This window comes from Flavobacterium calami, assembly GCF_038290035.1.
GTDB lineage: Bacteria > Bacteroidota > Bacteroidia > Flavobacteriales > Flavobacteriaceae > Flavobacterium > Flavobacterium calami.
On the sequence record NZ_JBBYHS010000009.1, the window covers coordinates 100,741 to 125,319 of the forward strand.

The window sequence follows — 24,579 nt, forward strand, 5'->3', positions numbered from 1 at the left end:
GCAATTTCTTTTTATGTATTTATTATTGTAGATACTCAAATAAGATTTTTTCACGAGTTACTAATCTTTAATTTTTTTTGATTAATCTTTCATATATGAAAAACCGTTATTACTTGCAATTGTAATTAAAGGTTGAATAGTTTCTTTGTATCGCAAATAATCAAATCCATTATTATAATTTAAATCTGGAAAAATGGTAATAAATTCTTCCAAATATTTATTCTTACAATTATGGCTTTTTACAATCTCATAAGCTGTTTTTTGAAGACTATAGAAATCATTAAAGTACTTTTCTACTGATGGAAGTTTATCTCCTTTTGAGCAATTAAACGTTTTGTTAATTGGGATTAAATTCCAAATTAAATCATGAGAAACAAATGCATGAGGAACGAAATGGTCCAAAGCATATTTTTTTTCATCAAACACTAATCTACTGTTTGTGAAAATACAATCTATTGCCCCCAATTCATTGAATACTAATTTCCAATACTCATTGGTTTGTTTTGCTAAAGAATTTCTAGTACTTGGTTTACTTATTTTATTTGGAATATCAGGAACATTTAGATTTCTTTTCTGAAGAAACAAAGATAAATTCCAAAAACAAAAGTCTTTGAGTATTTTGGAATTGGATTGTAGATAAGAGATCCAGATTGGATTTATTTCTATGAAATCTTTTTCTAATCGATAAAGGCAACCATGATCAAAATTTTGAGAAAGGGAATAAATTTGATTGCGATTACCTGAAAACCAGGACGAAATAAACCAATGTGGGACATTTTTGTCGAAATGGTTTAATATCTTGATAGTTTCTATTTTAGTAGTTTTTTGTAAAACAGAATTTATCGTATTTCTATTTTCATTTATTTTGAGACCTTCTATTTTTAAAATTGCTTTGACTGAATCTTGAATTAAATCTTGTTTACCGAAAGAGACATGAAAATAATTAACCGTGTACCAAGAATTACTGATCATTCTGGAAAATATTTCTCTCTTGGAAATATTATTATTACCTTCCTCTACTAATTCAAGAATAGCTAAGAACCAGTAAAATTTATAGGTAGCAGAAGTACTAGAAAATACTGATGATAATTTATTTATTGGCAGATTTTTGGAATTAGGTAGCTTCATATATCGGATTTTAAAGTAAAGTTACCCAAAAAAACACAACCTTAATGATATCAATTGCGGTGTTATAAAGCTTCTTAATTGGTAGATAATCTCTATGAAATAAATAATTAGTTAAATAATTTATCAAATTTTTAGTATTGATTGTGTAATATATTTAATTAGTTAAAATGTAAAAATCATAAATTATAAGATTAATAAAATCTTCCTAATCAAAAAACTCCAAATTAATTTAAAAAAAAAGTTATAACTATTTTCTTAATACAATGACACTTTCTCTTACTGGAAATTTAACATTTTGCTGACTACTAGAACCTATGTTACGAGCAATTCTAATTTCCTCAACTTCTAAATTATTCATTTCACCAATTTTTGCCAATATTAAATCAACCTCACATATTTTATTTCCATAAGAAGAATTTGAAACATTTATATATGCTTTTCCTCCGACATTTAGTTTGTTGTAAAACTCTTTTATTAGAATATCCATATCATTAAAATATCCTTTAAACATGTTAGGTATATTCTTATTCCATAAACCTCCATCTAAATTGTTTAAATGCAATAAAAAAGAATTAATTTCTTCAATGTCAGGATAATCCGTTTCGGGTATTGGAACTTGAACGTGAGAGGTCAACGTCGATTTTCTTAATTTTCGTTCATCAACAAATTTATCAATGTAGCCTAATATCCATAGCTCAAGTCGATATACATCTGTATAATCTCTTGAATTTAAATATGGAGGAGATGTAATGATTAAATCAAATTTTTCATTGATGTTACTAACCAATTTTCTTGAATCACCATTATAGCATGTTGACGAGTTGTAGACAGTGTTAATCATATTCTCTCTCGAGCGAATATCGACTAATAATACATTTCTACAAAAGTTTATGAAATTTTCATGAAATTCTTCTCTTGTAATATTTTTATTTTTCCAATCTTTCCTAAAGGACATGCATTTCCCATTTCTAAAAACATTACTGGATGGAACCAGAAGATTTGCTAGTGCAATTTTAAAAAGAATATGATTTTCATTCCCATCTAATTTTATTTTTTTTATTTGCTCTAATATATCAGAAATACCATAAGTTACAGATAGATCGAAAATCCACTTACTTCTGTTATCATTCTCAAAAAAAGTTTTTGATTCTAGAATCGGTATTTTAGGAATTGATTTGCATTTCTTTAAAAATGAAGCAAAACTTAAAATGTCGTCCTCAAATTTTTTACTGTCAAAATTTGAAAGTTTTGCTTTTGTAACGTCATAAAAAAAAGGGTTTATTTCAACGGAATGGCATTTTATGTTTAAATCCTGACAAGCTAAAGCAGTAGTTCCTATACCTCCAAAAGGTTCTAAACAATTATCCGGAATATATTTTTGTTCACCAATTATTCTTTTTACAAATTCTGCAGAATAGCCTTCCACAAAAGGATACCATCTATGTACTGAAAGATTTTTATTGTTATTAAAAGATACCAAATTTGAGTATTCTTCTCTATAATCAATAAAATTTATTTTATTTTTCGACTCTATTAAATTCATGCTTTTTTTATTTCAGCCTTATTCTGCTTTATAATTTTTTCTGCTTCCTTCGATGCGCTCTCTTTTCTTAATTCTAATATCGTTGTAGGTTTGTTTATTCTAACATCCCAACTAGATTCATTCATCCATTTTATTTCTTCGACCTCGAGTCTTCCATCATAAATGATTAATATTCCCTGCTTGCATTTCTTTTCAGTTAAATATTTCGTTAACTGCACAATTCCTTCATTTGCTCTATCGTGTGCGCCATTCTTATTATAATTAGATGAACCAGAGGTTTTACCAATCCATTTAACCTCATATATAAAAACATTTTCATTAGGACTTGTTATTACCCTCACATCTGTACGGTCAGATGTGTTCTTAATATAAGATTCGTGATCAACCCTACCTGCTTTAATACGATCTCTCATAAATAAGTACAAATCATCACTAAATAGAATTTCAGGACTATCCCGTAGATGACCTGCTTTTTTAGATTTCCAAAATTTATCCTGAAAAGTTTCATTCTCAAAATATTGTACATATCTTGATATTATTGTTTTAACATCAGATGCAGGAATTTTTAAAGAAAAATCCCTAGTTTCATCTAAACTTAGAATAGATGAAATTTGATGGATAATTCGACCATCTACTAAAACAAAAATTGCATCACCTTCTATATAAGTAAATCTTAATTTACTATATTTTGTGGATAATATTGATACTTGTGCAAGATTACTAATATAATCACAATCAATACTATTATTTAGTGATAATTTTCCTTTTATACCTAATTCAATTAAGTTATCGGTAGCATGTTTTCCATTTCCAACAAAATTTCCATCAAAATTTTTCTCACTCAAAATATCAATACTTTCTTCATTGCTTTTAGTCATAACAAGAACAAATTGATTGAGACTCTCAACTTTACCTTGATAGTATTCACTACTTAGTAAATCAAATAATTTTCGATACATTAAAGCAACATCAATCATCTGAAAAGTATCATCAATGACACTTCCTTCTGCGTTTTTTGCTAAATTAAGATATAGATTGCTATAAAGTAAATCTGTAATTCTCTCCTTTTCATTCATTGTTCTTGGCTTCAATAAATTTAGTATATAAAAATTCAAAATATGTTAGTATAATGATTTCAGCCGTTTGTCTTTCACTTCCAAAATTTAAATTTTTTTTATTTACTTCGACATAATTTTTCACATAATTAATTAATTCATTTGTTGGCAAATTTTTATTGTCAATATCAATAGGATAATTTTTTTTTGAATTTTTTTTTATAACCTCATATGTTGAGTCTTTATATACAAGATTAACAATTGTATCAAATCCCTGGTAATCCATGTTTTTATCATAAAGATTTTCTCTAGAATAAAGAAATGTACATTTAGTTATAAAGTTTATCCACCAGTTTTTTTCCTCTTCTTTATAATATTTTATTAAAGAATTCACAACTTTTTTACCTTCAAGATTAATTCTATACTCAGAAAGTGCTGCATTATAATTCAAAGTCTGAAAAGCACAAACATCAATCAATCCGTACGCAACTAATTGATCTATTGTATTCTGTATTTCATAATTATAGGGCCCTCTAAGCTGACTGTAAAAACGAATTATACTCATAACTATGTTTTTGATGGGAGATAATAATGAAGACAAATAATATATCTTTTGTATTCCTACTTTGGAAACTGTTGATTTACCAACCTCGTCAAGAGCATTTAAAATATACAAGATTTCATTTGCTTTATGAATATTCCTATCTTTAATTAACGTAACCATTGGCTTAATTTAGTTTCTATTTCACTTTTTTTGCTTACATTTTCAAATCTCGCAAACTCATAAAATTTTAATATTCTATCATCTTTTTTTATATTGGAGGCCAACTTTTTGATAAAATCTTCCTTGCTTAAGTTCAAAATTAATATCAGTGAATTATCTTCATTATTAAAGCTTGTAAACAATTCTGCCAGTTTTCTAGTATGTTCAAAATCAAAACTGCCCTCAGACGTTTCCATTATCATAAACGTCTTGTTTTTTGAATTTTTTTCATATAATTTTAATAAAGATAATCTAAATATATACTCTAAAAAAAGCCTTTCTGATGTACTTAAAGCTTTTATCTCAATTCTATCTTTATTATCAAAAAAAGGAGCATAAACTTCTTGCTTAATCTCTCCAAAATTATTTGTTTTAGTAATCAATTCTGATTTAGTCACTAATTTACCATCTGGCTTAAAATATTGTGTAGAAAGCTCTTTAAATATTAAATTTAGAGCTTCTAAGTTTTCTTTTACTTTAATAGTAAGCTCTTCATTTAATGATTTTATATCACCTGATACAGATTTCAAATCGCTATCACCAATTGCCTTTTTCTTATCTTCTTCAGTTTGTTTCTCAATAACTCTGACTTCTTCTTCTAACTCATGAATTAATGCATCCCAGTAAGAAACTTCCTTTTTTATTTCAATATTATTAATATCAAGAGCTAATTTAAACTTGACTTGTTTTTTATTATCAATTTGTTTATCAATATCAATTGTTAATTCGTTTAAGTTTAAATCACTCATACTATTTTTTTGAGTACTTAATAAGTGAAAAATTTTTCTCTTTTCTCTTAGAATTGTTTCTATTTCAGAAATATCTTTTAGAATTTCATCGGTTGATTTATTTACTAACTTTTCTTCGAAATTTGTTTTACCTAATTTTGAGTCACATACTGGACAACAGCTTAGTTTTAGCTTTTCATTAATTTTAACTTTAACATCTTGCTTGACTTTTTCATCACAGTAAATACACATATCATGATTGTTTAATTTATGTATTGCAGTATTAACTTTTTCGTCAGTATAAACTTTATTGTAAAAAATTGATTCCAGATTACTTAACTTATTAGAATCTTCCTCTATCTCAAAACTAAGTCCTTGACGCTGAGAATCTATCTTTGAAATTTCCTTCTTGTTTTCAGCCCAACTAGAAAATATATTTTCTTTTTTTAATGATAACTCCTTAATTTCATCATCGAGCTTTTTATCTTGTATTTTGAGATCCTGTATATTGTATTTTTTATTTTCGTCCAGTCTCTTTTTTTCTTTAAAATTTTTTATCTGTTCTTTTAATGATTTAGTTTTTGAATAACTTGCCTGTTTCTCAATTGTTGTGATTTTTGACAAATCATTCAACTTTTTTTGATATTTATCTTTAAATCCAATTGGAGACAATAAAAGTTGCAAAATTCTTGACTGTTCTTGAACATCCCAAAGCAAATAATTACTTTCTTCTTCTTTTACAAGAAATTTTTCTAATATAAATGCTAAGTCCGAAATCTTTGTTAATTTACTTTTTTCAAGAATGTATTCTTCATAATTTCTTTCTTGAAGTACACCATTTACTTCAAAAGAAATTATCTCATCAACAAATAAATTCCGTTTAATTTTCACCAAATCATTATTCAGGTAAAATTCAAGTACAATACATGCTAAATCATTTTTCTCTCCTTCAAATTCTCTGTTTTTAAAATATTGATTATTAATTTTAAATTTTTGTTCGTTTCCTTTATTATCGAAAATGAATTTAAACTCTTCTTTGTCGGTATTATATTTTGTAGTTTGACCAACTAATCCATAAATAATTAAACTGGTGGAGGTTGTCTTACCTAGACCATTTACACCAATAAATAAATTTAATCCACTTTTCACTGTATAATTCCAAGACTTACTATAAAGACTGTAATTTTCAACAGTCAAAGAAGTAATGCTAGGTAAAACTATATATTCTTGCATAAAATTGATTTAAAAAAAATAAAAGTGACAAAATAAATAATGAAGACTAATAAAATCCCCTAATTAAATAAATTTACAATGGATGAAAATTTACAACTCTGAAATCAGGAATTTTCACAAATCTTGGAAAATATTTTTCCGAACCAATTTTTAATTGAGTTTTATCAAAAGTGAAAACCGTATCAGGTAAATCATCTTTTCTAGCATCAAATACAGCTAAATAACCTAACTTAATGTTTTTGCCTTCCTCATTAAATTGTCTAATATAATCTACAGATTGTGTTATAGCGTCTGGATTTATATTGTTAGCATTATATGATGTACCTATTTGTTGCCCTTTTGGATGAATACTAACACCTACCCATTTCACTTCTATAAGATATAATTCACCAAAATCATCGTTAATAAATATATCTAGTCTTTTAAAATTTTCCAATATATACTCCTTTCCCAATACATTTGCTTTTAAATTTCGGGTCAAGTACATTCTCAAATCTTCTCTAAATCTATGCTCTGGTTTATTTTCAAGTAATTGTACATGCTGAACTAAGAAATCCTTGTATGTCGTATCAGTAGCACTACTATTAAGATGTTTACATAATGATCTTTTTGAGCTATTGGAAACAAAGAATTTGGAGTAGATATCCTGGTGCTTTAAATGTATTCTGTAATCATTCAAAATATCTAATATATTTGTAATATCTTTTAGTTCATTATAACTTTTTAAAGCATCAGATGTAAAGAAAATTGATTCACCAATATCATTGCCGTCAATAAAATAATGGACACCTTTAGGACTAATTAGAAAGACACAAGTTTCTCTTGAAAGTTCAAGGTAAAATTTTCTTGCATCGTTATTATCCTTAAGTTCTTTTCTATGATAACTTAGAATTTCTAAATTTCTATCAAATAATAAGTGATTATTGCAAACTCCTATTTGAGAATCTAATTTTTCAAATAGCTTGACACTAAAATCAGAAATAAGATTTTCAATTTCATTTTTTGTAATGATAATAGCTGTAAAATCCCCTATAGGTCTTTCAGAATGATATGAAACTAAACTTCTGTGTAAATTCTTAAAATTATCAGTATCTTGAATTCCGTTGTCGGTTCTTAAATGTATCTGCGATTCTTTTTGTTTCAAAAATTGTTTGAAAGAATCTTTATTAAAGTCAAATTCTCCCATACTGTTAATCTCTTAAAATAATTTTACTGAAAATGTATTCAAAATAAAGCTCCAGGTATTCTTCTTTACTAATATTAGAAACACTTTCTAATGTTTCTTCAAATGCAGTTTTAAACGAATTTAAAACTTTTACAGTTTTATTTTCTGGTGAAGTGTCTAATTCTTTCTGCGAATTAGTTTCGATTGCTTCTTTGTACAATGGATCATTAATTGTAAAACTAAATATTTTACTTTCACCATAGAGTCCCAAAATATAAACAATTGTTTTTAACCATTTAAATTTGTTTCCATCTCCACTTAATTGAAAATCTTTGTTACCAATTTGTATATTGCCTTCTGAGTCCTCAATTAAAATTTCTCTAACACGTAAATCGAGAATAGAACGTTTTATTAGTTCTGAATAAGGCCCTGCAATACTTACAGAAAAATGATATTCTTCAAACAAATTATTTTCACCATTACTAACAAAGGAATAAAGTACTTTTGTTAAATATAAAGTTCTTTGAATTGATTGCTCCCTAATCGAAGTCCAGCCGATATTTTTAATTGATATCATTAAACCAACAATATCATTATTAGCCCTAAGAAGCTCTTTTGTGTTCTCTTGCATTATTTAATTTTATTTTTAATTTCATTGTAAATCTCCAGCATAGTATTACTTGCGCTTTGAATTATAGATTTTTTTCCAATCTCTAAAAGGCTTATTACAGAAATTTTATTTTTAGATAATTCAATTAAATGATTTAAAAACTCACTATTATTAAGATTGGTTGTTAAGATTAAAGCATTGTCCTTTTCCAAAAATCTCATAAATACTTTAGCAGCATTTTTTTCATATGAAATGTCTAGACTGCTATCAGGCGTTTCTACAATGTAAAAAGTTGGTTTTGTATAAAAAAAAGACATAATACTCATTCTAAAAGAATGATCAACAAAAAATCTCTGTGACTCCGATAATTCCTCTTCATATTGTCTTATCTTTCCATTAATTACCGGGTAAAATCTTTTTCCTATCCCGAGATCATCATATGTTAGAGAACAGTTTACACCTAAAAACTCACCAGCAAACTCGGAGAATAATATAGAGAACCGGTTAGTCTCTTTTGCAATTTGTTCTTCTATTAAAGCTGAATATTCTATTACCTTAATTCTCTCTAATCTACTTTTTTCTTGAAAATCATTTTTTAATTTATCAAGACTTGCAATTTCATCATAAAATGCTTGTAGTTGATCAACCTCTTCTTTAGGCACCTTAGTATTACTAAATTCGAGATTTCTTAATTCAGATTGCAGCTCTCTTTTTTTTGCTGAAAGAATTTTAAAATCTTTATCAAGCTCTTTTAGATTTTTTTCATTCTCATTTATCTCTTTTTGAAAATTTTGAATTTTAGTATGTTCTTCGATTAACTGCCTATTAATTTCTTTAAATTCGGCATCTAGATCATCATTTTTAACTTCATTAATTTCCTGATCACATAACATGCAATTATTAGAATGACGAATTTTTTCTTCAGTAAATTTCTCATCTACTTCTCTTGTACATAAAGGACAAATATGATTTGTTTTAATACTTTGAAAATATAATTCATAATTTTTATGCAACTGTAACCATTTATTCTCAAACAATTTATTTTCAGCAACTTTCTTATTTTTGTCAAGATTTGATTCCTGTAAACTTAATTCATTAATTTTATTGTTTAATAGTAGGATTTTATTATCAACGTTCTTCCTACTTGATTGTTTTTTTTCAATCTGTTTATCTAGATCTTGAATTGAAGTATTTAATTCAAGAATTTTCGAATTAAGAGTCTGTCCATCTACTTTATTTTCTTTTTCTAAAATGACCTTATCAAGAACTTTTTTAATCGCTCTAATGTCTTCAGACCTATGTCTAGAACTACTATCAAAATATCTCGATTGTCTTTCCGCCTCCTGCCTTGCTTTATCTAGTTCAGGACTGTTAAAATACTTATTAAAAAGCTCATTTTGAACATCACTTCCACTTTTACCATCATTCCAAAGAATCGTTTTATGATCTTCTCCGAAGTAAAGAATTTCATTAACAAAGAAAATTAAATCATCAAAAGACAATCCGGACGCCTTAGAAATATCATCCTCATATTTTTTTTGCAAATAATCGGTTTTCAATTCATCTTTCAAGTCTTCATATTTACTTTGCGAAATAATTTTGCCCTCAATTTTTTTATTGTTTATTGAGTAAGAATTAAGAGCTATATTTTCAATACATCTTTCAACTGTAAATAGATTTTCATTAATTATAAAATCAATAGTTATAGTAGCTTTATCTTTAGTAATTATTGAACGATCAAGCCTGTTTTTATAATAATCAATTGGATTTAATACTCTTTTTTCAATTTTTCGGTCTTTATAGGTTCTTGTAAAATCAAAATCTTTTTTATAATGGCCAATGATTGAATATTTTATCAAGTTTACAAACGTAGTTTTGCCCATACCATTTCCTCCAATAACAATATTGACACCATTAATGAAATTGTATTGAAAATCTAAACCATTTGGATAAAGGGTAAAGTTTTGAATTCTAATTTTTTTTAAATTTGGTAGAAAAATTGTCCTCATTGAGAAAGTTTTTTATATTGTATAAACATAATTAATTTTAATAGATAAAGTAGTTTTATTTTTTATCTTTTTATGCATATCAGTTGTACAGAAAGCTAAACGTAGTATGATGTACTAACATTTCCATAAAGTGAAAATCAGTTTATATTGATTTTTATATTAATAATCTATATACTGACATTCCTTGTTTTACAAAATTTAAATATCAAACTTACAAAACCATTTTATTTTTACTTTACGGTTTTCCGTACTTGTGGTTTTTTGAAGGCAAAATAATTCTTTTAATAATGAAATGGCTAGGGTATAAATACCTGTTTTTAAATTTTTATAATTAAACCTTTTGTGGGTTTACTTTAAGGCGAAAATCTATAGCATATTGCTTCAATTTATTAATAAGTTCAATAGTGGCGCTAGCCTCAAGTTTGCACTTCAGCATGTTTAACTCAAAGCGCTTGTTACAGACATTAAGATTTCTATTTTTAATTTCATTCGTTAATCCGTAAAATCATGTCAGCAATTCTTTTTGTCTCACTATATGAAAATATTGGTTTAAAATAATTTACATAACCAAGAAGCTCATGGATAGTCAAAATCTTCACATACTGAAACTCCTCTTTTGGTTTTGTGTTAGTCAAAACAATAAGATTTTTAAGTGGTATTTTTTTCTCACCCCAATGATGTCTGTCTAAAGTTAAATGATAATTACTCATCTCATTATTTAGTAGATAAAATAATGCAAAGCTCGTCCTTTTAATTTGTTCTACAGGTGAACGTAAACTCCAATTTTCCAATGATTTTTCGCTCCAATTCTTTGTCTCAATAAGAAATATTCCAGATGGACCTACAAGTATATGGTCAATTTGAACTGATTTTATGTAATCATTTTCTTTCTTATTATAAATCACTGGTGAAAATGAAACTGCAAAATCATTAATTAAAAAATATTCGTCAGATAGATTTTCTTCTAATTCCTTAACTACTTTTTGTTCTCCTAATGCGCCATAAATGAAGTTGTTGATTTCATCTATTGCTGTTTTTTTTCTTTCAAGTTCAGATAAAGAGTATTGAGCACTTTGCATTACTGCTTCATTAAAATATGAAGTTATAAATTGATGGCGATTGCTTTTGAATTTGTAATCTTCAACAAGTTTACTTATTGAAATTTCTACTTCAATTTCAAAATTATCTTCTTTGCGTTTAATTTTTCTTTTATACTTCCAATATTTTAAGCCAGTGGCTAGTTTCTGAAAAAAGTTTGTTGAAGAATTGCTTGTTAAAATAGTCAGTTGTTGTTTCAGCTTATCAATTTCGTTGGTCAATGTTTCAACCGATATCTGTCTTTGTGTTTCGATTGCTGATCCTAAATTTGGTAAATCTATGTTCAGCATGTTTTTTTCTTCTTCAATCAGATTCCCGTGATGAGAAATTAATTTTTGTCGCAAAACCGTATATGATTTTTGATAAGCAATAACCTCTTTTAATGATTTAAAGTCATATATATTGTTTTGCTCTAAATGTAATTTTAAAGACTTCAGTGAGCCAATCTTATTATAAGTCTTGCACATTCTGTCTGCTGGTTATTAATTGTTGATTTTCATTACTTATCATTGACGGTGACGATCTGGTGATTGGCGAGCTCAGATGATAAAGAAGCGACATTTTTGGTTTAGGGAAAGCAAATCTTGGGATAAATAAAAATTTATCTGATAAAGCAAAACTTTAAATTTAGCCCAATGCCCCAAATTGCTTGTAGTGTCTGTTGAAAGAAATCATTTTGGATAAGATTCGTTAAACTTTTCTTCATTGTCTAATGTTTTCGATGATAAAAAATCTAAAGGATTAACATCATCTTTATTGCTTTTATACTCTTTATATACTGAGCTTAAATCAGGCTGCAAAGGATGAACATTCATTATTGCTAATTTAGTATTAGCAATAATATTTGCCATAGTATCATTTTCATTATATTTTAGCAGAATGTTTTTAGCATAATATGCAAATGAACTTCCAATTAAATCAGCTAGCTGAATTTGAATATTGTTTTTAGAGTCAACTGTCTCTATTGTGTTAATTTGTAATGGATATATTATTTTTCTATTGTCAAAACCTACGTCTATTTTTTCTTGAGTTATGTCATTTGAAAGAAAAGAAATAAATTTTTTCCAGAATTCGACTTGTTTTGATTCATCGTGAATTATATTTATTACAACATTCTCTTTCTTATGCCATATATCGCTAAGCAAAATAATTGAAGGTAAAGCTAAATCAATTGAAAATTTATTAATTGACTTTAAAATTTCTTCAATATAATCTTTACTTTTTAAGATTGGAAAGAAAAAGTTTTTTTCACCATCTTCAACTATAGCTCCAAAAATTTCTTCTGCTTTTAAATAAAAGTTATCAATTGAATTAGTGTCTTTGGTTCTAATCATTTTTTGAAATAGTTCTAATAATTCTAAATATTTAGATTTTAAATCAAAAAACTCAGTTTGTAAATAAAGAGATTGAGCAAACATAATATTTAATCCATTTTCATAATATGGCAGATTACTATGGTATAAACTTGTTTCAACTAATTGATCGACCAAATGAGCACAAAGAGCAAATTTTTTATTATAGTATGCTATTTTAATTCTATCATAATTAATCAAAGGATTGTTTAGGATATTTTCAATTGGTTTTTGATATTTAGGATACTTTTTAATTTTATTGAAATGAAATTCTTCGGAAACTGTTTTTAGAGGTGCTAATAGTTTTTCAGTTTCTTCAATTGTGAAATTATGAGAAACAACAATATATATCGGTTGTTCTCTGTCTAATAAATTTTGTCCAGAATTACCGGCTTCATCAAAATATATATTCATATTTTTTCGTTTTTTAGAGTTAATCTCTATCAACTGATTTATTTAAGCAATGAAATTGCGTAAATAAGTTCTATATTGATTAACTGCATGTCATTGTCCAAATTTCAAAATCAAACATACAAAACCGCTTTTGTTTTTGTTTACGGTTTTCCATAATCTAGTCACATTATGAAGTTGCAAAATAATTCTTTTATTAGTGGAAATGCCACCGTAGAAATACCTGTTTTAAATACCTCAATAATAAAGAATCTATTATTTCTTTTTCTTTTCTTTAGATTTCCAACTAGCATTGTATTTATAATTTTTTCGCTGCTCCGACAGTTTTATATTAATAATCAGTCCTACCGGGATTATTACTATGACTAATATTATTTCGTACCATTCCATAAATCAATCGTAAGACAAGTTGCTAAGCAAATATATTTAACAGTAATTAAAACATTGAATAAAAAAAAGATGCAATAAGCATCTTTCTATTTTTGTCATTTACTCCTCAATTCTGTATTTTGTTATATCAAATTCGAAATCAAATAATTCCTTGGGGTGCACTTGTAAAGCACTTGCAAACCTCATTAAAGTTTTTAATGTTAAATTTCGTTTACCACTTTCGTATTTGCTAACCTCAGCAGAATCTATACCTGTCAAAAATTCAATATCCTGTTGTGTTTGTTTATTTTTTAATCTTATTTCAGCAATTCTTTTTCCTATGTATTTTTGTAAATCTGCATTTAATTCCATTTCATTATGTTTTCAAGCAATTTCCATTTTATTGATAAAAATATTATTGGGATATATGCCAGTATTTCAAAAATATTTTTATATTTGTTTCATATTCAGTAATGAATTGTATTTTTGCGATCCTTCATTTAAGAAAATTGAAGCATTCGCTTTGAATCTCGGCTCAAAACTTGGCAGTTTAAACCACGAGATGATAAGTATGCTGCTCACGTCTATTGGCGTGGGCTCGCTTATTCGTGGTGGTCATGCCAAGTACCTGAGACGTTTAAGATGAGTTCCACGCTTTTTTATGCTCAAAACTCTCTGATTATTGTTAGCGATATTCTTTTCTTATTGTTTTAAGTCTCGCATCATGAAGTCTAATCTTCTAAATGCTTATGTCTGTGAAATAAATAATTTATCCTCCTTATGACCATTAAGCCGTTTACTTAATGCATAAAAAATGGCCCTCTGCTGCAGCGACTAAACTAGTGCAGAGGACCATAGCTAATCAAATCATCGTTTAACTAACCAATCCAATATTATGAATAATTTTTCATTTTATAAGGATGGGAAAGATCTTTATTGCCTATTTTTTATCTGGCTTTGTTTATCTTTTTCATCTCTTTTTGCCAAAAACACAGTCCGGCATAATATCATTTTTTTTCAACAGCATCAAATTCAGGGAACTGTCACCGATGGCAGTAATCCTTTGCCGGGTGTAACCATTGCCGTAAAAGGCAGGATTAATGCTACCGCTATTTCAGATTACAGCGGGCAGTTTGTTCTTTCTGCCTTGCCCCAGGATACATTAGTGGTATCTTTTATAGGATTTAAAACTGCTTTGGTCCCTGTAAAGGGCAGAAGGGTTGTGGATGTCCAATTATTATATGATACAACTACCTTACAAGAAGTACGGGTAAATGCAGGGTATTATTCCGTAAAGGAAAGTGAGCGTACCGGAAATATTGCCAGAATTACAAGCAAGGATATCGAAACCCAGCCTGTAACTAATGTGCTTGCGGCCATGCAGGGCAGGATGGCGGGAGTAAATATTATACAAAATACAGGAGTGTCCGGTGGAGGTTTTGATATTAAAATACGAGGGCAGAATAGTCTTCGCGGAGACGCCAATAATCCGCTTTACATTATTGATGGGGTGCCGTACGCCTCGGATCCCATTGGTTCAAGCCAGACTTCTACTATATTTCCGGCAGCTACCAGCCCGCTTAATAGTATCAATCCTGATGCAATAGAAAGTATCGAAGTATTAAAAGATGCCGATGCAACTTCCATTTACGGATCCAGAGGTGCCAATGGAGTGGTGTTGATCACTACTAAAAAAGGCAAAGCGGGGAAAACAAAATTTAGTGTGAGTAGCTCTACTGGGGCAGGTACCGTTACAAAATTCCTTAAACTCATGAATACCCAGCAATATTTGGCCATGCGAAAACAGGCTTTCGTAAATGATGGGATTACACAGTACAATCCGTGGGACTATGATATCAATGGCACATGGGATCAAAACCGCTATACAGATTGGCAGAAAGAACTCTTGGGAGGTACCTCTCAGATTAATGATCTTCAGGCATCAGTCTCTGGCGGATCTGAAAACACCCAATTTTTGTTAAGCGGTACCTATCATAATGAATCAACTGTTTTCCCCGGAGATTTTGGGTATAAAAAAGGTGGAGCGCAGTTTAATTTAAATCATAAGTCAGAGGACAATAAGTTCCGTGTGAATTTTTCGGCAGGATATAATGTACAAAGCAATGACCAGCCTGCTTTTGAAATTTCCTTCGATGCCCGTTTCCTGCCTCCAAACGCACCTGCATTATACAACGCAGATGGCAGCCTGAATTGGGAAAACGGGACTTGGGAAAATCCGCTTCGAAACCTTAATGCCAAATTTGAAGCCAATACCAAAGATCTTATTGCCAATACGGTGCTATCCTATGAGATCGCTTCAGGACTGATACTTAAAAGCAGTTTTGGATATACCGATCTAAGCACTGTTGAAACCAGAACTGCTCCGTCGACAATTTACAATCCGGCTTATAACGTCAGCAGTATTCGCTCAGCAATTTACAGTAACAATACTAATAGATCCTCATGGATTATGGAACCTCAGATTAATTGGGAAAAAGAACTTGCAGAAGGGAAACTGGGCATATTAATTGGAGCTACATTTCAAAATCAAACCGGCAATATACTCTATCAATCTGCAAGCGGCTTCAGTTCCAACAGTCTCATTTATAATTTAGCAGCTGCGAAATATCTAACTGTAATGCTCAATGATGAGACGCAGTATAAGTATCAGGCTTTTTTTGCAAGGGTAAACTACAACTGGCGTGAACGATATCTTTTAAATCTGACGGCAAGACGTGATGGCTCAAGCCGATTTGGCCCTGGCAATCAGTTTGCAGCTTTTGGAGCAGTTGGGGCTGCATGGTTGTTCTCCAAGGAAGATTTTCTAAAATACAGCTCCTGGCTGAGTTTTGGAAAAATACGCTCCAGTTATGGAACAACAGGAAACGATCAGATTGGAGATTACCAGTTTTTAAATACCTACACGACATCAGGAGTAAGTTACAATGGTGTCATTGGCCTGCAGCCTTCCAGATTGTTCAATCCTGATTTTGGCTGGGAAATCAATAAAAAACTGGAATTTGCCATCGAGCTTGGTTTTTTAAAAGATCGAATTTTTACAACCGCATCATGGTACCAAAATCGTTCTTCTAATCAGCTTGTGGGAATACCATTATCAGGAACTACAGGTTTCACTACACTACAGGCGAATCTTGATGCAGTTGTAGAGAATAGGGGACTGGAACTGACTCTTCGTACTGTTAATTTTAATAAAGGTAATTTTCAGTGGTTAACAAATTTTAACCTTACTTTCGCCCGCAATAAACTGCTTGATTTTCCAGGTTTGGAAAGTTCTCCTTACAATCAGCAATACCGAATCAGTCAGCCCCTTAACATTGCTTTGCTTTATCAATACAAAGGGATTAATCCGCAGTCCGGCGTTTATGAATTTGAAGACCTTAATGGGGATGGAATAATTTCTTTTCCTGATGACAAACAGGTAGCCACTGATCTCAATCCAAAGTTTTTCGGAGGAATTCAAAATCAGCTAAGCTATAAACGCTGGAATCTTGATTTTCTTTTTCAATTCGTCAAACAAAAGAATAGGTCTTTCCCCATGGGACCAGCAGGGATGATGTCTAACCAGCAGGAAAGAATTACGGACAGCTGGCAGCAGGCCGGTGATAATGCATCTTATCAAATTTACACCGCTGGCAATAATTACGACGCTTTAATGGGAGATTACTATTATTCGGAAAGCAATGCTACCGTTACTGACGCTTCTTTTATCCGCTTAAAGAATATAGCGCTTTCGTTCGAATTACCTCTGAATCTTAAGGAGACAAATTGTAAAATTATGCTGCAGGGTCAGAACCTCCTGACTTTTACCAAATACAAAGATGGGGATCCTGAATTAATGAGCTATGGTTATCTGCCGCCTCTTAAAGTAATTACTGCAGGAATACAACTAACTTTTTAATCCGATGAAAATGATACATTTAACAACAAAATATTTTATATGGTTGAGCATTTTGATAGTGCTGAACTCTTGTGATTCATTTGTAGAGGTTGATCTTCCAAAATCACAATTGACCAATACTGCTGTCTTTGAAGATTATGAAACGGCCAATGCAGCTCTTGTGGATATTTATGCTAAAATTAGGGACAGGGGTATACTTACAGGGACGAATACCGGAATATCCAATCAGCTTGCAAATTATACAGATGAAATTACAGCTTATGGAAATCCCTCTAATCCAAGTTTGCCTTTCTACAACAATACATTATTACCCTCTACGGCAAATGTTTCAGAATATTGGAATTCAACCTACAATCAAATCTATGCTGCCAATGCTATAATGGAAGGAACAGAAAACAGTAAAACATTATCGGCTGATAATAAAAGGCAGCTTTTGGGAGAAGCACTTTTTATCCGTGCTTTATCTCATTTTTATCTTGTGAATTTATTCGGGGATATTCCTTATATCAAAGAAACAGATTATAGAAAAAACAGTGTTGTTACAAGAATGTCTATTGAAAGTGTTTATCAGAATATAATCGCCGATTTGCAAGAGTCTGCCTTAATGCTGCCTGAAAATTACAGCAGCCCTGAAAGGATTCGTCCCAATAAATATACATGCAGGGCTTTGCTGGCAAGGGTTTATTTATATAATAAATCTTATGCCGAAGGAGCTAACGAAGCTTCAGCAGTCTTAAATCAAACAGATTTGTTTTCTTTGGGGAATGACCTCGATAACGTCTTTTTGATTAATTCAAAAGAAACAGTCTGGCAGTTACAATCTGCTGTATCAGGACAAAATGCACAGGAGGGAAGCGTATTTGTTTTTACTGTCGGGCCTCCATCTTTAGTAGCGCTCAATACAGACTTGGTAAATTCATTTTCAAGTACAGATCTGCGTAAAGCCAATTGGATGAAATCTGTTACAGATGGCACAACTGTCTGGTATCATTCCAATAAATACAAAGAACAGAACAATACCGCAGTATCAAAAGAATATTCAATTCTTTTTCGTTTGGCCGAACAATATCTTATCAGGGCAGAGGCTCGTGCCAGACAAGGCGACCTTATTGGAGCAAAAGAAGATCTCAATAAAATCAGACAGCGTGCCGGACTTGATAATACCACCGCCTTGACACAAACGGAAATATTAGACGCCGTTTTACAGGAAAGAAGGTGGGAACTTTTTACCGAGCAGGGACATCGATTCTTTGACTTAAAACGCTTTGAAAAACTCAACACTGTTTTATCGCTTATAAAAACAGGATGGAATGCAACAGACAGCTTATTTCCTATTCCGCAGAACGAATTGAGTACAAACCCTAATCTGCGGCCCCAAAATCCGGGATATTAATACGGTAATTATGTTATTCAATATATACAATAAACAGAAAAAAATATTTTTAAAAGTATTGCCCCTAGTTTTATTTTTTATTTTGCCATTAGTAGCCTGTCCCTTATGGGGGCAGGTGGTGCAAAAAAAACAATTGACAGAGGCTGATTATCATTTATGGGGGGAACTCTATTTAGATAAAATAGCACCGAATGAAAAATGGGTCAGCTTTAAAATGAATTATGCCAGTGGACAGGACACTTTATTTGTTCGTAATACTACAGGCACTATAACCTATCATTTTCCCTTAGCAGATCAGTCTGTCTTTACAAAAGATAATCTTTTCATCTGCCAGATAAAAGAAGATCTCCATACTTTGAATCTGCAAACCGGGAAAAAAGACATTATACCTCAGGTTAGTGAGTATTCTTACTCCTTTTCAAATAATCTGTTGCTTCTTTTTAAGATTTCGTCACAAAATAAAAGCACACTAATTCTTAAATCTCCACTAGGAAAAACACAAAGAGAAATTGCTGATGTAACCAAATTTTCTCTAAGTCCTGATGGACGGCAGTTGATCTATAACCTATTTGACAATGGTAAGAATTCAGTATTACTTACGGATCTTAAAAATCCGGCAATATCAAAGTTACTCCTTACAGGTGGACAGCAGAACTATAATAATTTTACGTGGCAGAAAGAGGGAAAAGCAGTTGCTTTTTATGCTAAATCTGATAGTCGATCTATTGAATCGCTGCTGTTCTATAACCTTGAAAATGACAAGTTATTTGAACTGAACCCGGATAAAGAACCCGGCCTGCCTGTTGGATCATCTATTGTAGATCATTCTATGAACAATATTGTAATAGCAGATGATCTGCAAAAAGTCTTTTTCTATCTTAAAACTACTCTAAAACCTGAGATAAGTCAAACGGATTCCAAAGTAGAAATATGGAATACAAATGACAAATGGATTTATCCTCAGGAACAGGTTTTTGGAAATTTTGAACAGAGAGCCAAGGTATTTTTATGGCAGCCAATGTTGAAGAAAAGTACGCCAATTACCACCAATGAACTGCCGGCTATTATGCTCTCCGGCAATAAGCAATATGCTGTTTTATCCAATCCAAAAGCCTACGAGCCACAATTTGATTTTGAAGGGAACAGGGATTTTTATGCGATGAATCTCAATACATATGAAAAGAGCATTTTCCTTTCCGGACAATCAGGTTTTTATCTGGATCTTGTTCCGTCTCCCGGAGGCAGGTATATTGCTTATTTTAAGAAGAAAAATTGGTGGGTTTATGATTTAGAGCTTAAAACACATACAGATCTTACAAGCAAAATTGGTGTTTCCTTTGCCGGAAAAGTCCATGCCTTAAAATCGGATTCTGCGTTTGGAAATCCTGGTTGGAGTGATGGTGATTCAGAAATATTACTTTATGATGATTTTGATATTTGGGCGATCAAAGCTGATGGCAGTTCCGCCAAGAGGTTGACCCAAGGGCGGGAATTAGGAATCAAATATCGTATAGCTAAAAAATCAAATATAAGCCTTGGCAGATTTATCTATGATGGTCAAATTCTGGATAATTACGATCTAACAAAACAGATGATATTACAGGCAGAAGGAGCAGATGGAAAAGAAGGTTACTACAGTTGGAATAAAAGCACTGGTGAAAAACCAATTTTTTATGATGATTCTTATATGGACCAGATTAATTACAGTTCAAAAAAGCAACGTTTTTTTTGTATGGAGCAAAAATTTAATATGCCTCCAAGAATCATATCCAAAGAGTCTTCTTCTGCAATAAAACCTATTTTTCAAAGCAATCAACAGCATTATAATTACTACTGGGGAAGATCTGAATTAATTCATTTCCAGAATTCAAAAAAGCAAAATCTAAAAGGGGTCTTGTATTATCCTGCCAATTTTAATCCGCAAAAAAAATATCCAATGATCGTCAATATTTATGAGACGCAATCCAACGACCTTCACAAATATTCCAATCCAACACTCTATAATGAACCAGGTTATAATCCAGCTTTATTTACCTCACAAGGATACTTTCTTTTTCTGCCTGACATTGTCCATGAAAATGGGAATGTAGGTCCTTCTTCAACGGATTGTGTAGTTGCAGGGACGGAAAAAGTATTGGAACTGGGATTGGTTGATTCTCAAAAGATTGCTCTTATGGGACATTCATTCGGGGGATATGAAACAGTTTTTATAGCCAATCATACCCCCTTATTTGCAACAGCTATTGCCAGTGGTGCAATTACAGATCTTAATAGTATGTTCTATTCTGTAGGTTGGAATACAATGAAACCTGAGATGTGGAGATTTGCCACAGAAGAATGGAGACTGGATGGAAAAACGCCCCTTGCTAATCGCGAAGATTTTGATCGAAATTCTCCATTGGAGTCTATCGATAAATTGCAAATACCCCTTTTGATGTGGAGTGGTAAAGAAGATACTCAGGTGGATTGGCATCAGAGTATTGAGTATTACTTAGCGCTCCGCAGGCTGGGTAAAAAAAGCATCATGCTGCTATATCCCAAAGAAGGCCATTCGCTAACAAATCCGATCAATCAAAAAGATCTTACCACGCGTGTTTTACAATGGTTTGCATATTATCTCAAAGATGATAAAACTACTGAGTGGATAAATAACGGGATGCAATAGTGAACTATTTTAAGACTAAAAACAATGCCCCTCCATTTGGAGCGGCATTGCCATTTTTAAAGATTTTTTTGATTTGTTTTCAAGGACGCCAAAGTGTTTGTACACAATTACCCTGTGCGTCTTTACCAAAGGCTTGTGGTCCTGCCGTACCACCGCCTACTCGACAAAGAAAAGCCTTTGGAGTATTATCACAACTTTGTGGAATATTCTCATTACATCCTCCTTGTGCATTTAAGGGGTATCCAATTTGAGGCGGATTAGCTTTTGATGCACTTTGCATTGAAGTGGTTACAAAGGCTCCTGAAATTCCCAATGCAATAACGGCAATTGGCATGACATTTTTTAAAAATAACTTTTTCATAATACAAAATATTAAATTAAAAATTGATCTACTTTTTTCTACAGGTATTCGATCTTTTTCCTGATACTGATCAGTATATTTTTACGTTAGTTATCTTTCAAACCAGCGCTTTTTATTTCTTTTTTTAGGATAGTTTTTAGTTCGTAAGCAACCAGTTCATTCCCAATGATAGCATATAAATATTTTGATGTTACAATAAAAGAATCCAGTTTTTTATCTGCAATATTGTAAAGAGGAAAACTCAGCAAATAGGAATTATTATTCAGGTTATAAACATCAATTATCGAGGCCTGATCCCAAATTTTATCATTTTCAAATTTTCCTTTTATTTTGGAATGGACAAAAAGCAGGTTCTCATAAACGGCAGCATTTGCATTGACAATAAATGGGGGAGCGGACATTTTTCTCTCTGAGTGATTATTAAGATAAGATACTTTGATTTTTGCTTTGGTTGTAGTATCAATCGTTTGTCCCCGATAGTCTAACTTTCCTGTTTTGTCAGCAATGATAAACTCGTTACGGTAAAAATAGAGGTACACAATTTTGTTTGCCTGCTCGCTGTACAATAATATTCCATCGGTATCAAAAACACCGTCAATCTGTTTCTGCAATAAAGAATTTTTATACTTTACTTTTGGAGTTGTGTCTGAGACAAAAATGCCTAAAATATTTCCATAGTTTTTTCCATCATTAGACCGAAATGCAAGAGTTAAACTGTCTATAGCCACAGCTTGTGTAAAATAGGGAATGCCTTTTAGTTGCTTGTTAATTTTCCAGTCTTTTATGCTTCCTTTATAAACAGCAGGTACGGTTCCATCTTTAAGATAAACAGTAGGTCCTTTAACGATAATGGTTGCCATCTGAAAAGGTATTTTTTTAGGATCAAATGAAATCTTTATATTCTGCTGGTTTTGGAGTGAGCTGTCCATTGATAAAAGCTGCAGTGGATTGGTATAATTACCAAGATATATTTTTCCGTTTGTATATCCGGCAAAGTAGTAAGAGTTAAATTTTAAATCTATTTGCTGATACAATATTGCCGGATGTTGCGGATAACGTCTGATAAATGGATTGTCATGATGCATTATCTCTTCTGACGATAAAAACAAAAGGATTATTATTACTGTGCTGATGACTAAAGAAGCAGCTAGTTTTTTTATCGGTCTTTTATGATTTTGATTCTGTTTTCCCACTCCCGAAAAATCATTTCTCAATACAATAGCTAATGCTGCCAGTAACACAAAAACAATATTAAACACAATGTGAACATTCCAGCTCATTTTCTCCAGTATTCCTCCACACGAACAAGGGACAAAAGAACCATAATGCAGCACAATGAAAATATAAACCGTAAACATAGCCATCAGATTAAATGCAGCTAAAAAGCCTAAACTTCTGAACTTTGGGATAATCAATAGTAGTACTATAATTATTTCAATTATAGGGACCATCCAGGAAACCCATAACGCATAAGCACTCAATAGGGGAGACTGTCCAAGCTGTACTTGAAAGTTTTCGAAATCCAATAATTTACTCACAGCCGCATAAACAAACAACAGAATATATAGTAGACAGATCGACTCTGCAGTGACACTTTTAATATTGATATTTGATTTCATTTTTTCATCAAGTTTAGTTTAAACAACTTAAGTTTGAAATACCAAATCAGATATAAATTCTTTTATCTTATTTAGCTTTATAGATTAATAATTTTCTTTTGCAGGAAAAAATAATAGATTATATTCTGAATTCAATTTGTTTGAAATTATATCTGGGACAAAATTACAATAGACTGTAATTTTGGTTGTTATCGAAAACGTGCCAAGATTTTTCAATAACATTCAATCATAGTTAAAAAACTAAAAAAGTTCCGATTGCAGTAAAAAAGATGCCAATAGAAACTGATTTTCTATTGGCATCAATTAATACGATTGGTTCTTAATAGGAGTTACTTAATGGTATCACTAAGTGCAATTAGTCTTTCACTAAGTTCTATAAGTCCGGCTTTTTGTAAACACTCATCTCCAAAGAGTTTTAATTCCTGTAGGTTTTCTTCAGGAATACCGGTTAAAAGAATCGATGGTTTATCATCGGCTTTTATCGCTAATCCACGCTCGATAACATGGTTTAATAACAGCACATTTTTACGTGAAATTTTCAAATCAATCTTCACTACATCATTCATGCTAGGGATACTAAGTACAGTATCAAAAACTTTGGCCACTTCATTTGTTGTCATAATCTTCACATTTTTAATTAATAAATTATTAATACAAAGGTATAAAGCCCTTAGTAAAGTATCATGGACATAATATGTCCATGATAGGTAGAATCGATGCGGCTTAACTAATTTTGTACTGTATATATGGGGCGTGTATCTTAAAATTAATTTAGCTTTTTAGAAGGATATAACTATAAAAAAAATGTGTAAAAATTAGATCTAAAAGGAATTATTAATAGGACAAAATAATTTAGATGTCGTGAAATTTTCTTAGTCATAATTTGATGCAAAGTAATTTTTCAAAAGTGAGTCAGGAATAAATTGAGTACTACTTAAAAGGGTAATTGTAATTAAGGACTTAATGATAGTCTTTACCTACTAAAAGAAAAAGTAAAAACCTTCCTAAAATAAGTCAGGATTTTGTTGTTTTAAAATAGGTTTTATTAATTGGAAAGAGCACGGTTTTAATCTAAAATTTAGGGAATAAATTGGCTTTATAGAGGCTCCGGTTATAAAGGGTTTAAGCTACAGGGCAGTGTGCACTTTTCCTGACTGT

Annotated in this window: 17 protein-coding genes; 3 read left to right on the forward strand and 14 right to left on the reverse strand. The window is 30.9% G+C overall.

Features of this window, described 5'->3' with window-relative positions; all coding sequences use genetic code 11:
* Window positions 1–81: 81 nt before the first annotated feature.
* The 11 genes from AAEO57_RS09815 to AAEO57_RS09865 form a co-directional block, all read right to left on the reverse strand.
* The gene (locus tag AAEO57_RS09815) at window positions 82–1,128 is read right to left on the reverse strand and encodes an HNH endonuclease domain-containing protein (RefSeq protein WP_341692078.1); all 1,047 of its coding nucleotides are present in this window, start codon (window positions 1,126–1,128) and stop codon (window positions 82–84) included.
* 247 nt (window positions 1,129–1,375) lie between these two features.
* Complete coding sequence (locus AAEO57_RS09820; protein WP_341692079.1) at window positions 1,376–2,671, reverse strand: DNA modification methylase; 1,296 nt, start codon at window positions 2,669–2,671, stop codon at window positions 1,376–1,378.
* Window positions 2,668–3,747, reverse strand: a complete 1,080-nt coding sequence (locus tag AAEO57_RS09825) for a hypothetical protein (protein ID WP_341692080.1) — start codon at window positions 3,745–3,747, stop codon at window positions 2,668–2,670. Before AAEO57_RS09825 ends, AAEO57_RS09820 begins: the two co-directional genes overlap by 4 nt.
* Window positions 3,740–4,450 (reverse strand): hypothetical protein, encoded by a 711-nt coding sequence (locus tag AAEO57_RS09830; protein WP_341692081.1) that lies wholly within the window; start codon window positions 4,448–4,450, stop codon window positions 3,740–3,742. The genes AAEO57_RS09825 and AAEO57_RS09830 overlap by 8 nt, the downstream gene beginning before the upstream one ends.
* A complete protein-coding gene (locus AAEO57_RS09835; RefSeq protein ID WP_341692082.1) occupies window positions 4,438–6,450 on the reverse strand; it encodes a hypothetical protein in 2,013 nt (670 codons plus the stop codon). Before AAEO57_RS09835 ends, AAEO57_RS09830 begins: the two co-directional genes overlap by 13 nt.
* A 73-nt stretch (window positions 6,451–6,523) precedes the next feature.
* Window positions 6,524–7,636: a hypothetical protein gene (locus AAEO57_RS09840; RefSeq protein ID WP_341692083.1), complete on the reverse strand. Its 1,113-nt coding sequence runs from the start codon at window positions 7,634–7,636 to the stop codon at window positions 6,524–6,526.
* Window positions 7,637–7,640: 4 nt separating this feature from the next.
* Entirely contained in the window at window positions 7,641–8,246 is a 606-nt protein-coding gene (locus tag AAEO57_RS09845; protein ID WP_341692084.1) for a hypothetical protein, read from the reverse strand.
* On the reverse strand, window positions 8,246–10,234 hold the full coding sequence (locus tag AAEO57_RS09850) for an AAA family ATPase (protein ID WP_341692085.1): 1,989 nt from the start codon (window positions 10,232–10,234) through the stop codon (window positions 8,246–8,248). The genes AAEO57_RS09845 and AAEO57_RS09850 overlap by 1 nt, the downstream gene beginning before the upstream one ends.
* Window positions 10,235–10,719: 485 nt before the next feature.
* Window positions 10,720–11,799: a nuclease-related domain-containing protein gene (locus AAEO57_RS09855; RefSeq protein ID WP_341692086.1), complete on the reverse strand. Its 1,080-nt coding sequence runs from the start codon at window positions 11,797–11,799 to the stop codon at window positions 10,720–10,722.
* A gap of 204 nt (window positions 11,800–12,003) precedes the next feature.
* Window positions 12,004–13,098, reverse strand: coding sequence for a DUF3800 domain-containing protein (locus tag AAEO57_RS09860; protein WP_341692087.1), 1,095 nt, complete (start codon window positions 13,096–13,098; stop codon window positions 12,004–12,006).
* A gap of 486 nt (window positions 13,099–13,584) precedes the next feature.
* Complete coding sequence (locus tag AAEO57_RS09865; RefSeq protein ID WP_341692088.1) at window positions 13,585–13,836, reverse strand: helix-turn-helix domain-containing protein; 252 nt, start codon at window positions 13,834–13,836, stop codon at window positions 13,585–13,587.
* A 523-nt stretch (window positions 13,837–14,359) separates the two neighbouring features.
* On the opposite strand from AAEO57_RS09865, the gene AAEO57_RS09870 reads away from it, so the two are divergent.
* Genes AAEO57_RS09870 through AAEO57_RS09880 form a run of 3 tightly spaced genes read left to right on the forward strand, consistent with a single transcriptional unit; the run spans window position 14,360 to window position 21,441 of the window.
* Window positions 14,360–17,383 (forward strand): SusC/RagA family TonB-linked outer membrane protein, encoded by a 3,024-nt coding sequence (locus tag AAEO57_RS09870; RefSeq protein ID WP_341692089.1) that lies wholly within the window; start codon window positions 14,360–14,362, stop codon window positions 17,381–17,383.
* A 10-nt stretch (window positions 17,384–17,393) separates the two neighbouring features.
* On the forward strand, window positions 17,394–18,776 hold the full coding sequence (locus AAEO57_RS09875) for a RagB/SusD family nutrient uptake outer membrane protein (protein ID WP_341692090.1): 1,383 nt from the start codon (window positions 17,394–17,396) through the stop codon (window positions 18,774–18,776).
* Between the two features lie 10 nt (window positions 18,777–18,786).
* On the forward strand, window positions 18,787–21,441 hold the full coding sequence (locus AAEO57_RS09880; protein ID WP_341692091.1) for a S9 family peptidase: 2,655 nt from the start codon (window positions 18,787–18,789) through the stop codon (window positions 21,439–21,441).
* A 79-nt stretch (window positions 21,442–21,520) separates the two neighbouring features.
* Here AAEO57_RS09880 and AAEO57_RS09885 read toward each other — a convergent pair whose 3' ends face one another.
* The 3 genes from AAEO57_RS09885 to AAEO57_RS09895 all read right to left on the reverse strand — a co-directional run bounded on the left by AAEO57_RS09885 (window position 21,521) and on the right by AAEO57_RS09895 (window position 24,041).
* Entirely contained in the window at window positions 21,521–21,775 is a 255-nt protein-coding gene (locus AAEO57_RS09885) for a hypothetical protein (protein WP_341692093.1), read from the reverse strand.
* A gap of 113 nt (window positions 21,776–21,888) precedes the next feature.
* Window positions 21,889–23,421, reverse strand: a complete 1,533-nt coding sequence (locus AAEO57_RS09890) for a MauE/DoxX family redox-associated membrane protein (RefSeq protein WP_341692095.1) — start codon at window positions 23,419–23,421, stop codon at window positions 21,889–21,891.
* Between the two features lie 329 nt (window positions 23,422–23,750).
* Window positions 23,751–24,041: a hypothetical protein gene (locus AAEO57_RS09895; protein ID WP_341692096.1), complete on the reverse strand. Its 291-nt coding sequence runs from the start codon at window positions 24,039–24,041 to the stop codon at window positions 23,751–23,753.
* Window positions 24,042–24,579: the final 538 nt, after the last annotated feature.

Coding starts and splice junctions, on each gene's coding strand:
- AAEO57_RS09870 (WP_341692089.1), top strand. CDS start 14,360: ATGAATAATTTTTCATTTTATAAGGATGGGAAAGATCTTTATTGCCTA.
- AAEO57_RS09840 (WP_341692083.1), bottom strand. CDS start 7,636: ATGGGAGAATTTGACTTTAATAAAGATTCTTTCAAACAATTTTTGAAA.
- AAEO57_RS09875 (WP_341692090.1), top strand. CDS start 17,394: ATGATACATTTAACAACAAAATATTTTATATGGTTGAGCATTTTGATA.
- AAEO57_RS09860 (WP_341692087.1), bottom strand. CDS start 13,098: ATGAATATATATTTTGATGAAGCCGGTAATTCTGGACAAAATTTATTA.
- AAEO57_RS09820 (WP_341692079.1), bottom strand. CDS start 2,671: ATGAATTTAATAGAGTCGAAAAATAAAATAAATTTTATTGATTATAGA.
- AAEO57_RS09880 (WP_341692091.1), top strand. CDS start 18,787: ATGTTATTCAATATATACAATAAACAGAAAAAAATATTTTTAAAAGTA.
- AAEO57_RS09830 (WP_341692081.1), bottom strand. CDS start 4,450: ATGGTTACGTTAATTAAAGATAGGAATATTCATAAAGCAAATGAAATC.
- AAEO57_RS09815 (WP_341692078.1), bottom strand. CDS start 1,128: ATGAAGCTACCTAATTCCAAAAATCTGCCAATAAATAAATTATCATCA.
- AAEO57_RS09890 (WP_341692095.1), bottom strand. CDS start 23,421: ATGAAATCAAATATCAATATTAAAAGTGTCACTGCAGAGTCGATCTGT.
- AAEO57_RS09895 (WP_341692096.1), bottom strand. CDS start 24,041: ATGACAACAAATGAAGTGGCCAAAGTTTTTGATACTGTACTTAGTATC.
- AAEO57_RS09865 (WP_341692088.1), bottom strand. CDS start 13,836: ATGGAATTAAATGCAGATTTACAAAAATACATAGGAAAAAGAATTGCT.
- AAEO57_RS09855 (WP_341692086.1), bottom strand. CDS start 11,799: ATGTGCAAGACTTATAATAAGATTGGCTCACTGAAGTCTTTAAAATTA.
- AAEO57_RS09825 (WP_341692080.1), bottom strand. CDS start 3,747: ATGAATGAAAAGGAGAGAATTACAGATTTACTTTATAGCAATCTATAT.
- AAEO57_RS09885 (WP_341692093.1), bottom strand. CDS start 21,775: ATGCCAATTGCCGTTATTGCATTGGGAATTTCAGGAGCCTTTGTAACC.
- AAEO57_RS09835 (WP_341692082.1), bottom strand. CDS start 6,450: ATGCAAGAATATATAGTTTTACCTAGCATTACTTCTTTGACTGTTGAA.
- AAEO57_RS09845 (WP_341692084.1), bottom strand. CDS start 8,246: ATGCAAGAGAACACAAAAGAGCTTCTTAGGGCTAATAATGATATTGTT.
- AAEO57_RS09850 (WP_341692085.1), bottom strand. CDS start 10,234: ATGAGGACAATTTTTCTACCAAATTTAAAAAAAATTAGAATTCAAAAC.